The following is a 15,469-nucleotide window of genomic DNA, read 5'->3' as shown; positions in this document are numbered from 1 at the left end:
TAGCTATTAGCTTAAAAATTAACTGCTAATAGCTTTTTCAGTAAGAATTCAGCACTCAGGAGGAGGCAGTGCGGTGGACGGGTTTCCCGGCATAAAGGAGACAGTTGCGTCGGTCGCCAGACTTGAGCAAACTGTCGTCAACTGCCATTCAGAAGTCAGAATAATAAAGTCTAGTAGTAAATCAGTAGATTGATTTATCAAATATTGGTAAGAATTCAGCACTCAGGAGTCAGAAGTCAGAATTTAAAAGCAATGAGCGTATGATTTATATATTAGTCCAGAAGAAATTTGCTTAATTTCCCAATATTCTGAATTCTGGATTCTGGCTCCTGAATTCTTACAAATATTGTTCCTCATTCTTTAAGCCTTCTAGCTCCTGAATTCTTACCTTTTTCATGCCTAATTATCTCAGACTAAAACACTAAAACAACTCTTAAAACTACTACTTGTCAGGGTAAAGTAATGGGAAATCAAGATAATTTAGGGACAAATAATCCAGGTATTAATGATGGGTTAATGCCACCTTCATTACTGGAAAGTGCCTCATTAGAAGATAATTCTCCCCTGATAGAACTACAGAAATCTCTGAAAAAATCTATTAGTTTTGATCCAGTAAATTTATTAGCCAATAAGGATAATAAATCTCAAACATCAGGAAGTAGCCAAGATTTTTCCGAACAAAATCTGGCTATTAGCTACAATCCATCAGTTAGTAATATATTTGGCTCAGAGCAATCCTTCATCCAACCACAAACATCTGTTGCAAGTAGCCAACAAAATAATCAAAATATTGATTCTCTGACTGGAGAACCTAATTATCAAACAACAACCACTTCTTACACAGCTTCTAATAGTATTCCCAACTTTGCGATTAGAAGTGAAGGAACCATTACCATTAATGGAAACAGTGACCTTGATGGTGTACCCACAGACCCAACAGATGATGCTTTAATTTATGCGGCTAAAGGATTTACTATCAATGGTAACTCCATATTACCTGTACAAAGAGATGCCGCAGGCAATCCACTCAAAGATGCTTCAGGCAAATTAATTTTAGTAGATAAAGCTGTCGCTGTTTCCACTGGTTACACAGTAGCGAATGCCCCCAATAATAAATATGCAAACTTAGTACCACCACAGCTAGTAGACAAGCTTTCAGTTAATGTTCCCCTTTATGCAGACATCAAACAACTCGAACTAGCACGTCGCATACCTTCTGGAACACCAACTGTCACCTTTAACGCCAGTCAAAATCCTCTCAACAATGCAAATGACTGGTCGCAGAAGTTTCCTCAACCTGGAACAGCCAGCACTCCGACAGTGGTTAGAGTCACAGGTGGTGGCTTAAATATTCCCAGCAATATCACTTTAAATAATTACGTAATTATTGTTGAGCAAGGAGATATTAATTTCAACGGTAACAATCACAATTTTAATAATGTAGCTCTAATTACTAATAACGGTAATATTAATCTATCGAATGTCCAAGCAAAAGAATTAGCGGTATTTGCTTCTGGTTTGATTAACATGAACGGTGGAGCCAAATTTATAGGTACAACCTTACTGGCAAATGCTAATACTAACGGTAGTATTATTTTCAATGGCGCTACCAGCAGTATCAATCCCACTGATAACTTGAGAGTCATTTCACAGGGGGATATTATCTATAATGGAGCTTCTAACACTCGTGGTTCCTTCTTAAGTGTCAAAAACTTTACTTACAATGGTAATTCGATACTATACGGCACAATTGGGGCCAAAGGTAACATTATTTTTAATGGTGGAGCTACAGTTATCCAACCTGATGCCATTGCTCCTGTAGTAACCGCATCTTTGTTACGCGATACAGCACCAGGAAATACAACAAATACAGATAAAATTACCTCTGACCCGGCAATTGTAGCCAGGGTCAGCGATAATAGTCCAATTCTAGAATTACGTGCAGGGTTTAATAGTACCCCATCTGCTAACTATAAAACTTTTCAACCTCAATATAATGCCGACGGTAGTTTTACCATAAACCGCACACAACTAGAATCTATCTATGGTACAACTCTGCCGGATGGTATTCATACACTGCATCTACAAGCAATAGATTTTTACGGCAATTTATCTAATATTTATAATTTAACTTTTTATCTCGATACAAAAACGCTTACTCCCAACAATCTTGATTTGACAGCTAACAATGATACGGGAAATAGCAATACAGATAATATTACAAATAAAAATCAACCAACAATTACTGGTAACGCCGAAGCAGGTGCAGTTGTAAAACTCAGCAATAATGGTCAAGTGATTGGTGCTGGTGTTGCCAATAGTAACGGTGTTTGGCAAATTGTTACCAGTACTCTAACTGATGGCATTTATAATCTTACCGCCACCGCCGAAGATATTGCAGGCAATGTTAGTTCGTCCTCAACACCACTACAAATTGTTGTTGACACAATTGCGCCCAATGCCCCAACTCTCAAGTTAGCTACGAATAGCGACACGGGGATTAGTAACAGCGACAAGATTACTAAAAATTCTACTCCTACACTCCAAGGTAATGCGGCATCTGGTTCAATAGTCCGTTTATATAAAGAAGGACAACAAATTGGACAAACTACTGCCACCTCTAATGGTACTTGGGAATTACAAACTCAAACCCTAACGGATGGACAGCATATCTTTACGGCTACCGCCGAAGATGTTGCCGGAAATAAGAGTGCTGTTTCTAGTCAACTAACAATTACGGTGGATACAACAATAGCTCCACCCAGTAACTTAAATTTAGTGGTTGCTAGTGATAGTGGTATTAGTAATAGCGATCGCGTAACGCAAGACAGTACACCTACAATTTCTGGCAATGCTGAGGCATTCTCCACAGTTCAGCTATTTCACAACGGACAATTGTTGGGACAAACGACCACAGATGGTAATGGAAATTGGCAGTTTACGACTAATAATTTAGCTGATGGTATTTATAATATAACTGCCATAGCTTCTGATATTGCAGGTAATGTCAGCACTAACAGTACACCGATTAACTTCACCATCGATACAGCATTACCCCAACTAACGCTCTTTACTCCTGTTGATACTCAATCATTGCAACAGACATCTCGATTAACTGGCACAGTAGATGGTACAGGCAGTGCTGTAGTTGCCCTGAGCTATCGATTTGACCAATTGCCAGAGATTGCAGTTCCTTTGAGTTCCAATGGTGCATTTGATCAAGCATTTGATTTAACAGGTATTGCCAACGGTCAACATACCTTGACACTTGTTACAACTGACCTTGCAGGTAATACTAAGACGATTCAATATAATGTCACTGTTGCGGTGGACAATCAAGCACCCATAATTACAGCTACTTTGCAACGGGACACTGCCCTTGGTAATACGACTAATAGCGATAGGATAACCTTTGACCCCAGCATTACTGGTACTGTCAACGATGCGAACTCTGTTGTCAGCTTCCGTGCTGGTTTTGAAAATACGATTGTTGCAAACTTTATCAATGTCCTACCACAGCGACAAGCAGATGGTAGTTTTAGTTTTAACCGCACTCAACTAGAGCAAATCTATGGTGGTACCTTACCGGATGGGCAGCACGTACTAACTCTACAAGCTGTAGATTCATCCGGGAATGTTTCTGGACTATTTGCTATTGCTTTTACTCTAGATACAACCACACCGGCACCAACTCTAGAATTATCAAAAACTAGTGATTCTGGAATTAGTAATAGCGATCTCCTCACGAATGATGCTACTCCCACTATCACAGGGACTGCGGAAGCTGGAGCTTTTGTACAGTTATTCAGTGATGGACAGCAGATTGGTCAAACTACTGCTAATACCGATGGTAGTTGGCAAATCGTTACTTCTGATTTGACCGATGGTATTCATAATTTGAGTGCTAGTGTGACTGACATCGCTGGCAATACCAATTCTTCTGTATCTTCACTTGCTATTAATATTGATACTGCCTTACCGCAATTAACACTGACTAAACCCGTAAATCAAGCTCCTCTGCGTTCTGGAGATAAACTTGCTGGTAGTATCGATGGTACGGGTAGTAACATCACTTCCTTAAGCTATCGCTTTAATAATGGCGCAGAAATTGCGATCTCGCATAATGTGTCGGGGGCTTTTGAGCAGGAATTAGATTTGACAGGGTTGGGGAATGGAATTCACATTTTGACCATCACTGCCCTTGATGCTGCGGGTAATCGTCTGACAACACAATATAACGTCACTGTTCAATTAGATGAAACAGCCCCAGTCATTACCGCCTCTTTGGCCAATGATACTGCCCCAGGAGGAACGACTAATAATGACTTCATTACCTTTGACCCGACAATTAGAGGGAATGTTGTTGATACTAGTCGTGTAGCCCAATTCAAAGCCGGTTTTGATAATACTCCAATTGCCAACTTTATCAACATTACGACTTTGCGCCAACCGGATGGTAGCTTTACTCTTAACCGCCAACAATTAGAGAGTATTTACGGTGGGACTTTAAGCGAGGGACTTCATACATTACATTTACAAGCAGTAGACGAATTTGGCAACCAATCTAATGTCTTTGACCTCAGCTTTACCCTCGATACAAGTGTTATAACACCCACTTTCAATCTAGATGCTACATCTGATTCTGGTGTAATTGGAGATCAGCAAACTTCTCAAGGCATTGTCAATTTGGTGGGTCAAACAGAGGCAAATGCCACTGTAACTTTAGAACAAACTGGTACAGTAGTGATCTCTGACAGTACTGGCAAATTTATCTTTAGCAATGTTCAGTTAGTACCAGGAAACAATTCTTTCACAGTCAAAGCTATTGATATTGCTGGAAATGAAAACACATTCAACACTACCATTTACCGTTTTAGCCCACCCACTGCCATTAACTTAGTAGGTAACATGGTGGCAGAAAATAGTGCTACCGGGACAGTAATTGGTCAACTTAGCAGTATTGATTCAGATACCCAAGATAGCTACACTTACACCTTAGTTGATGATGCTCTTGGTCGTTTTCAGATTGTCGGTAATTCTTTGCAAGTTGCTGATGGTACACTGCTAGATTTTGAAAGCAACAACCAACACTCAATCACTGTCCGCAGTACTGATACCAATGGCTTAAGTAAAACAGAAGTTTTTAGTATTAGCGTTACCAATATTAATGAAAAGCCTAGCTTTAGCAGTCAACCTACTTTAGTTGTTGATGTTAACAATCCCTACACCTACAATATCACCACAACTGACCCAGATATTGCTGATCAACGTATTATTACTGCTACCAATTTGCCTAGCTGGTTAACACTGAGAGACAATGGCAATGGCACTGCCACCTTGACAGGGACTTCCAATGAATTCCTGAATGGAAAATATAATATTACTTTAAGTGTTCAAGATATAGGTGGATTAACAGCAACTCAAACTTATGAATTATCGCCTCAAGTTAATCTTATAGAAGGGGCAAATTTTGCCACTACTCGTACTTTACCTTTCACAGTTCCTAACACTCCTTCTATCCTCAGCTTTAAGATAGACCCGCAGTTTGATATTAGTGATGCAAATGCAATTAATGATGCTTTTGAAGTTGCGTTAGTTGATGTTAATGGCAATTCTTTAGTACATACAATTGTCGGTGGTCGAGATGCTTTCTTCAACTGGACTGAGGGTGAACCAATTGCTTTAGGAGCAGGTGCTAGTTACAATTCCGCAGACCGCACTGTGAGATTGAATCTGGTGGGTATCACTCCTAATACAAACGCGAAGTTAATCTTCCGTTTGGTAAATAATGATCGAGATACTACCACTAATGTTAAGATTACGGATTTTGCCCTCTTAGATGCACCTGTTGGGACTCAATCGCCTAATGGTTCTAGTTTTAGTACTCAGACTACTTCTCAAAGTGGAAGCGCACCTAACTTTAACTTATTGGCTGATGTTTCTTCCAGTATTGCCATCGAATATCATCGCACAACGTTGAATGCCGATACTCGATTATTGTATGCAGATATCGCCCTCCACAATGTTGGTTCTTACAGTGTTGATGCTCCTTTAATTGTTGCTGTCAAAAATATTAGTGATCCTAGTGTTTTTGTGCGTCAACCTGATGGTTTTACGCCAGATGGCATCCCCTACTATAATTTCAGCAACCTTGTAGGCGATAGAAAGCTTGACCGAGACGAGGTAACAAGCAATCGCTCCTTGATTTTCTACAATCCTCAAGGAATACAGTTTACTTATGATTTGGCCGTACTGGCAGAAGTTAACGCCGCGCCAACGATTACAACTAATCCCAATTTAGAAATTATCGGTGGTCAATATTACCACTATGATGTCAATGCTACTGACCCTAATGGCGATTCATTGACCTACAAACTGTTGGTTTCCCCTGATGGGATGACGATTGATGCTACTACTGGTTTAATTAATTGGGAAACGACAACTATTGGTAATCAAGTCGTTGTTGTGGAAGTAGATGACAATCGTGGTGGTGTGACGCAGCAGCAATATACTTTATCTGTAATTGATGCACCACCGAACCGACCACCAGTTTTCACTTCTACACCAATAGTTGATGCCAAAATTAATACTCCTTATACTTATCAATTAGTTGCTCAGGATGCTGATCGTGATAGTTTAACTTTTTCACTGGTCAATGGGCCACAAGGGATGACGATAGACCCCAATACAGGAGTAGTTAATTGGACTCCCACAGGCACACAACTAGGTACATACAATGTAGTGTTTGCAGTTACCGATGGTCGGGGTGGAGTTGCCGAGCAAGCTTTTCAGGTACGGACGCAAGCACAAGCTGGAAACTATGCACCAACTATCATTTCAGAGGCAACAACTTCAGCTTATATCTCTAAAACTTACACTTATGATGTTGATGCGCTGGATGCAGATAATGATGTCTTAACTTACTCACTCGTGCAAGCTCCAGAAGGAATGACCATTGATGCCCGTACTGGCATAATTAGTTGGACTACTCCCGTAGTAGGTCAACAGGATGTGACAGTGCAGGTGCAAGATAGCCGAGGTGGGGTAGATGTTCAAAGTTTCACTTTAAATACTTCTGATGTTGTACCAGGAGTAATTAGTGGCAGAGTTTATGTAGATAATGGTGGGCCAAAAGAACAACTGATTTACTTTGAAGATTTTGAAGACCCAACAAAATCATTGTCTGAATGGTCAAACCCGAAAACAGAAATCACTCCAGTAGGGGAACGCAGCTTTTTAGGGCGATATGCCAGAGATGGGCAAGGAGGAGGGAAGACTAGCCTAACACTTAATGACTTACCCGAACACGACAAAATCACGTTGTCATTTAAGTTGTTTGTCATTGAATCTTGGGATGGGAATGCGAATTGGTTGGGTGATGTACCACATACCTGGGATTTAATAGTACGAGATGGCCCTACTCTACTGCATACCAATTTCTTGAATGTAGATTTTTATTGGTATGAAAATACTTTTGGGCAACATGCAGGACAAGCTTATCCTAATAATTATCCAGATACTCATCCTGATATTCCCTCTACTGCCAATAATGCACCCCGTACAGGTGCTTCTGAAGTGAATACTTTGGGTTACAGCTTCTATGGAGATACTGTTTATGATTTAACTTTTACCTTTGAACATTCAGGCGATAATTTAATCCTAGATTTTTCAGGAGACAATCCCTTCTTATCTTTTGATAATGAAAGCTGGGGACTAGATGACATTGAAATTCGCACCATTTCTCAAGGTAAAGGATTAGCCAATGTTCCTGTATACCTTGATAGTAATAATAATGGTCAACGCGATGGGGATGAAGTATTTACACGCACCGATAATCAAGGTAATTACTCATTTAATGTTGCGGCTGGTAACTATACTGTAGTACAAGAACTCCAACCCACTTGGTCTTTAACTACACCGACCACTGGAAATTATCAGGTTACTGTTGCTAATAATCAAGTAATTAAACAAATTGATTTTGTCAATGTTATTGGGTCGGCAATTAACTCACCACCTACTTTCCTCAGCCAGCCGACAACAACCGCAATGGCAGGGCAGAAGTTCCGTTATAAACCCATAGCTAGTGACCCAGACGGAGACCCAGTTTCTTACAGTCTCAAGGTTGGGCCTGATGGTATGGTAATTGATCCGACAACAGGATTAATTTCTTGGGTTCCTACGGCTAATGACTTAGGATTGCATGATGTCATTTTGTCTGTGGCTGATGGGCGCGGTGAACAAACTCTACAATCATTCCAAATTAAAGTAGATCCTTTTAATTCCTTACCAGTATTTTTATCTGGGCCGGGTTATGGTCTGCCAACAGAGCCGATTGCTGTTGGGCAAACATACTCTTATCAGCCTCGTACTCAAGACCCAGATGGTGACACTATCACTTACAGTTTGACTGCTGCGCCTAGTAATGCTCACATCAATCCGCAGACTGGTCTTTTAACCTGGACTCCTACTGATAGTCAAATCGGTCAACAATCGTTTGCAATTACAATTAACGATGGTCGGGGTGGTAAAACTACTCAATTTTTCGACATCCAGGTTTTGGAAGCCCAAAATGCTCCACTCAACCAAAACCCAGCTATTAGCTCTAGTCCACGTACTGAGATTGCATTAGGACAGAGTTATTTCTATGCAGTCCAAGTTGCTGACCCGAACGGCGACCCACTATCAATGAGTCTGGAGAATGCCCCAGCCGGCATGACCATCGACAGCAGTGGGAGAATTTTCTGGCAACCTCAAGCTTCTCAACTTGGTTCTCAACACGTCACGCTGAACGTCAGCGATGGTCGCGGTGGAATTGCTACTCAATCTTTTGATATTAATGTAGTCAGTGCTGCTTCTTACGTTAATAATGCACCCATCATTACTTCTGCTCCTAACCTAATTACCAACCTAGATCGGGCTTATGAGTACAACCTTGCAGGCAGCGACCCAGATGGCGATTTGTTGTTCTGGAGTTTGGATAATGCACCAGTCGGAATGGTCATTGATTCTCAAACTGGCGCATTACGCTGGAATCCAACTAGCACTCAAATTGGCGAACATACTGTAGCAGTAAGGCTCACCGATGCCTATGGCTTGTACGTTGGCCAAGAATTCACACTGACTGTAACAGGAATTAACGCTCCACCAGCGATCGTCTCAAATCCCGTTACCAAAGCCGCACTGAATCAGCAATACACTTATAATGTCGTTGCTAACGACCCAGAAAATGATGCACTCACTTTCAGCTTAGGTCGCGCTCCCGCCGGGATGACCATCGACAGCAACGGCACGATTCGGTGGACACCCCAGGCTACTCAAGTTGGTCAACAGGAAGTGGAAGTGCTGGTGACTGATGGGCAAGGTGCGGTCACTAGCCAGATTTACACGATTGAAGTGGGTACGAATGCAATCAACCACGCTCCTAGCATTACTTCCACTCCTGTTTACATCGCTAATACTGGAAGTGCTTACAACTACCAAGTCGTTGCAACTGACCCAGATGCAGGCGATCGCTTGACTTATCAGTTGCTTTCCGTTCCTGCTGGGGTAACTGGTATTACCATCGATGCGAATACTGGGTTGTTGACTTGGCAGAATCCTGTTGCTGGTAATTACCGAATTGTCGTTGGGGCAGTTGATGCAGGTGGATTGGGTGCGGCACAAGGGTTCAACTTGACTGCACGAGCTAACAATGCGCCTGTGATTCGCTCAAATCCTGTGCTAACTGCTACCCCTGGTAGTGCTTATGCTTATGACATCATTGCGGCGGATGTGGATGGCGATCGCTTAACCTATACCCTTGACCAAGCATCACTAAACAAGGGCATCACGCTTGATACACTGGGCAGATTGCGCTGGAATCCGACTGTTAGTAATGTTGGCACACACCGCATTGTGCTATCAGTCAGCGATGGCATTACCTCTACTCCGCAGCAGTATGACCTTGTGGTGGCGGCTGATACTGTAGCACCACAGGTCAGGCTGATTGCTAATTATGACACCGTTGATTTAGGGGAGACAGTAATATTCCAGGCAAGGGCGACGGACAACATAAAAGTGGCTGGACTGCAACTACTGGTCAACGGGAATGCGGTTGTGCTTGATGCGAATGGTATGGCGAGGTACACCACTACTGAACCTGGGACAATCTTTGCTCAAGCGATCGCAACAGATACGGCTGGAAATATCGGACAAGCGACTTTCGACGTGGCAGTAATTGATACTAGTGACGTGAATGCACCTGAAGTTAGCCTGAATCTTGGTGCGATCGCTGGCAGCTTGGTAACTGCGCCGATTGATATTAGGGGTAGTATATCTGATGATGGGCAGTTAGATTATTACCGCCTACTAGTTGCGCCTGTTGCTGGTGGGGAATTCCGTGAAATTGCTTTTGTCGATAACCCGAATGCGATCGCTAACGGTGTTCTCGGTAAGTTTGACCCCTCGCTATTGCAGAATGACAGCTATATTCTCAGGCTGGAAGTGGCTGACAACGGTGGTAATATTTCGTACTCCGAACAGGTGGTGGATGTTGCTGGCGAGTTGAAACTTGGGAATTTCCGACTGTCGTTTACTGATTTGACGGTTCCTGTAACGGGAATCCCAATTACGTTGACCCGCACGTATGACACCCTCACCTCCGGTATCACTGATGACTTCGGGTACGGGTGGCGGATGGAGTTCCGCGACACTGATCTGCGGACTTCGCTGCGTCCGCCGAGTGAGGAGGAGCAACTGCTGGGCTACCAGTCGGCGTTTAAGGATGGTACTAGAGTATACATAACATTGCCAGGAGGAAAAAGAGAAGCCTTCACTTTCAAACCCACCGTTGATCCCATATTCGGATTAGCTAGTTCCATTGGCGGGGAGAGCGCGACTGTTTATAAACCAGGATTTGTTGGTGATAAAGGCGTAACGAGTACGTTGACCGTGAAAAGTGCGCGGATTCTGCGGAAGGATGGGACTGATGAGTATGTTGGCTTGAATGGTGGTATCAACTATAACCCTGCTGATGTCAATTTCGGTAATGTGTACGTCCTCACTACTAAAGAAGGCATAGTTTACGAAATCGACGCGGCTACAGGTGACTTGCTTACCGTTACTGATACCAACGGGAATAAGCTAACTTATACGGATGACGGAATATACAGTTCTGCCGGGAAGCAAGTCACTTTCGAGAGGGATGCTCAGGGGCGGATTGCCAGCGTCAAAGACCCGATGGGTGAGTTGATTCGGTATACCTATGATGCGAAGGGCGATTTGATTAGTGTTACCGACCGTGAAAATAACACGACCCGGATGGAGTACAACCAAGAGCGATCGCATTATCTTGACAAAATCATTGACCCGCTCAACCGAACTGGTGCAAAAGCGAATTATGACGAAGCAACTGGGCGGCTAAAGGAAATAGTCGATGTTAACGGTCAGAAGGTTGAGATGTCTTATGACCCCAACAATTCCAAGCAAGTTATCAAAGATACACGCGGTTATTCTACTACTTACATCTACGATCAACGCGGAAATGTCTTGCAAGAAATAGATGCGCTTGGTGGTATTACAACACGTACTTATGACGATGAAAATAATTTGCTGACAAAAGTAGACCCTGATGGTGTGTCTACAACTTATACTTATGACAACAAAGGAAATATTTCAAGTATCGCTGATCAAGATGGTAACGTCACTCGTATTACCTACAACAAGTATGGCGAAACTCTTAATATCATTTCCCCTAGAGGGTTAACCGTCTCATCAACTTACGACGGAAACGGTAATTTGCTGTCCAGAACAAATACAGACGGACAAACTGTAACCTTTAGCTATGACAATTTTGGGAGATTAATCAAACAAACAGCAGCCGACGGTGAAATTTCAACATATACTTATGATGCCTTTGGGAATGCCACCTCTTTTACAGATAGTCGTGGCAACCAAGCTATTGCTACTTACGATCTCAATGGCAAAGTGAAAACTATGTCAATGGTTTTCCCCAAAGAGAACCAGACATTAAATACTAGCTATACCTATGACAACGAAGGACGTACTACTTCGATAACAGATCCTCAAGGAAATGTTACGACAACCGAATATGATGCTAAAGGCAATATCATTGCTACGACAGATATTAAGGGTAATCGGACTCAATATTTTTATGATGAAAAAGGTCAGCAAGTTAAAGTTATTCTGCCTGATAATACGCCGAATAACCCAGATGATAACCCTGTAGTTTTGACAGAATATGATGCGGTGGGAATGGTTATTTCTCAAACATCAGCTACAGGATTGAAAACGCGCTATGTTTATGACCAATTAGGTAGATTAGCAGAGACGATTTTACCTGATCTGACTCCTGAAAATTCAAATGACAACCCAATAGAAAAGATAGAATACACCGCAGCAGGTCGCATAAAAGCCGATGTTGATATTTTTGGTACTCGCACAGAATATACCTATGATAATTTAGGAAGAGTCAGTAAACAGACAGATTTCTTTGGTAATAGTGCTGGTAATAACATTACTTATACTTATAATACCGATGGTCAAGTTACCTCAATTACTGATGCTAAAAATCGCACAACATTAATTGGAATTGATGATAAAGGCAGACCTAGTGTAACTACGTACTTTGATGGCACTACATCTCAAGTTACTTACGACAATTTAGGACGTACTAAATCAGAAACTAACCAGCTTGGACAGACTACTAACTACGAATACGATGCTTTTGGCAAAGTTGCGGCAATAATTAATCCACTCAATCAAAAGACTCAGTTTACCTACAACAGTCGCGGTAGTTTGGTCAAAGTTACCGATGCCTTAAATCACGAAACTAAGTACGAATACGACCAATTCAATCGTCAAATCGCAGTCATTAATGCTAATGGCGATCGCACAGAAACTACCTATGACCAGTACGGTCAAGTTGCAGCAGTCAAAGATGGCAATCAACATATTACCCAGTATTTTTATAACAATCTGGGTGCGCTAACTGCTGTTAAATTAGCTAATCAAGCTACTACGAATTACATTTATGACAATTTAGGTAGGCTAACGCAGTTTGAAGATGCTAATCACAATAAAACTACCTATGAATATGATGCTTTCAATCGTCAAGTTGCGACTAATCTACCTCTAGGACAACGCGCTACCACTACTTACAATAATTTAGGGGAAGTAGCCAACACCAAAGATTTCAATGGCGATGTAATTACTTACAGTTATGACCAATACGGACGACTAGCAAGTAAGTTATTCTCAGATACGCGTGTGGCTACGGTTAGCTATACTTATGACCCCGTAACGTCTCAACTGAAAACTGTAACTGATGTTCGAGGAGTTACCACATACAGCTTTGATAGTTATGACCGTGTGAATTTAATTTCCAATCCTGATGGTCAAACAGTTGGTTATACCTATGATGTGTTAGGTAATCTTAAGACTTTAACAACCAGTGGTAGCACAGTCAATTATTCTTATGATCAGCTTAATAGATTAAATACTGTCATATCAGGCAAACAATTAGCGAAGTATGATTACGATGCGGTAGGAAATCTCATTAGTACAACTTTGGGCGATGGGACGATTGAAACCCGCCAGTATGATGCAAATAATTGGTTGAATAAAATCGAAACTCGTGATACTTCCGGTACAGTCTTATCCAGTTATGCTTATACCCTGGATGGATTAGGGCATCGCACTCAAGTAGTAGAAAATACTGGTAGAACAGTCAACTATACTTACGATGAAGTTGATCAATTAAAGCTGGAGTCGATTAACGATCCAATTTTAGGCAATAGAACTATCAGCTATGACTACGATTTAGTAGGCAATCGTTTAAAGCGGAATGATTCAGACCCCAGCAGTGGATTAACGACATATATTTATGATAAGAATAATCGACTAATTTCACAAACATCTGGAACTAAGGTAACTCAATATACCTATGACAATAATGGTTCCATGCTGACTTCTGATGATGGAACTAACTCTGTTGTTTATGAATGGATTAATGATGGTGAGAATCGATTAGTTGGGGTGAAGACAACTAATGCTAATGGTTCTTCCCAAACTAAATATATTTATGATGCAGACGGCAATAGAGTAACAAGTATTACCGATGGAGTGAGGAAAAATTATCTTGTTGATCCCAGGAGTTACTCTAAAGTTCTACAAGAGTATGATGCCAATGGTCAAATTCTGACGAAGTATTTTTACGGGTTGGGTTTAATTAAGTCTGAGAGTGGCAGTGATGAGAAATTCTATCATTCTGATGGTTTGGGTTCCACTCGTTTGTTGACTGATGGAACTGGTCAGGTTACAGATAGATATGTCTACGATGCTTTTGGGCGATTAATTGCTAATGCTGGGGGTTCGGATAATGCTTATCAGTTTGCGGGTGAGCAGAGGGATAGTACTGGGTTGGATTATCTCAGAGCCAGATATTATGATTCAGATTTAGGCAGGTTTATTTCAAAGGATGCGTTTGCTGGACATTTGGCTAGTCCAATTAGTCAGAATGCTTACGTTTATGCCAATGCTAATCCTGTTAATATTACAGACCCTTCTGGGTATGAATCTCTGGAGGAAGCTTCTGTTGCTTCTGCTATCGCTGGTATTTTTAGTAGTTTTAGTTACGCATCTGTTGTAAATATTGGTCGAGGAATTATTGGTGGTGCTTTATTTGGGCTGGCTTATGGATTGATTAAACAAGATGCTGAACTCATTGAGGGTCGTCGTAGTGAAGTTGCATGGAATGAGGTTTTAAACAGTACTTATACAGGGGCGGCTTTTGGTGGTGTGTTTGTTAATTTTCCACTAGCAGGAGCAGCTTTTGCTGCTGCTGGAGTTGCTAGTGCTATTGATGAAGCTAGAAAGGGGCATTTACTCTCTGCTGCTGTTGATCTTACTTTTGCATTAGGCCCTTTGGCTTCTAAAGAAGGGAGTGAACCTATTCTTAAACAAATTGAAGGAATATTAAGTCAAAAAAATGTAAAAGTTAGTATAAATCAAAACACTTCAGATTCAGTTGATATCTCTTTTAGTGGAGATGGAATTAGCAATTTTGAGGTTCTTTATCATGGCACCTCATCAAGTCGTGCTAAAAATATTGTAGAAGGAGGTTTTAAAAAGTCTCCTACATATTTAGCTGAAGAACAAAACACAGCAGAATATTTTGCTTTTGAATCTTTGTCTAAGTATGCGTTAGAGGTTAAACGTCAGAATAGGTATACTTTAGAAACTGCACCAAAATCTTTAACTATTATTAAATTTCAAATACCCAAAGAACTTGCTACTGAATTAAAAATTGATCAAGCAAATCGGAGCTTAATAGGTGAAGAAAAAGGGTTGCCTACACCTATAATTGAAGGTGGTTCTGGGCATGAAAGGATACTGTATAACATTGATGGTTTTAATAAGGCATTAAAATCAGGACAAATAACTACTAGTCGTTATAGAAGGAAACTTTAAT

Annotated in this window: 1 protein-coding gene; it reads left to right on the top strand. The window is 41.2% G+C overall.

Going from position 1 to position 15,469, the window contains the following annotated elements:
* Positions 1–462 precede the first annotated feature (462 nt).
* The gene (locus H6G77_RS28265; protein ID WP_190873324.1) at positions 463–15,468 is read left to right on the top strand and encodes an Ig-like domain-containing protein; all 15,006 of its coding nucleotides are present in this window, start codon (positions 463–465) and stop codon (positions 15,466–15,468) included.
* Position 15,469: the final 1 nt, after the last annotated feature.

The organism is Aulosira sp. FACHB-615 (assembly GCF_014698045.1).
Taxonomy (GTDB): Bacteria; Cyanobacteriota; Cyanobacteriia; order Cyanobacteriales; family Nostocaceae; genus Nostoc_B.
This window is presented reverse-complemented; position numbering and strand designations above follow the sequence as displayed.

Coding starts and splice junctions, on each gene's coding strand:
- H6G77_RS28265 (WP_190873324.1), top strand. CDS start 463: ATGGGAAATCAAGATAATTTAGGGACAAATAATCCAGGTATTAATGAT.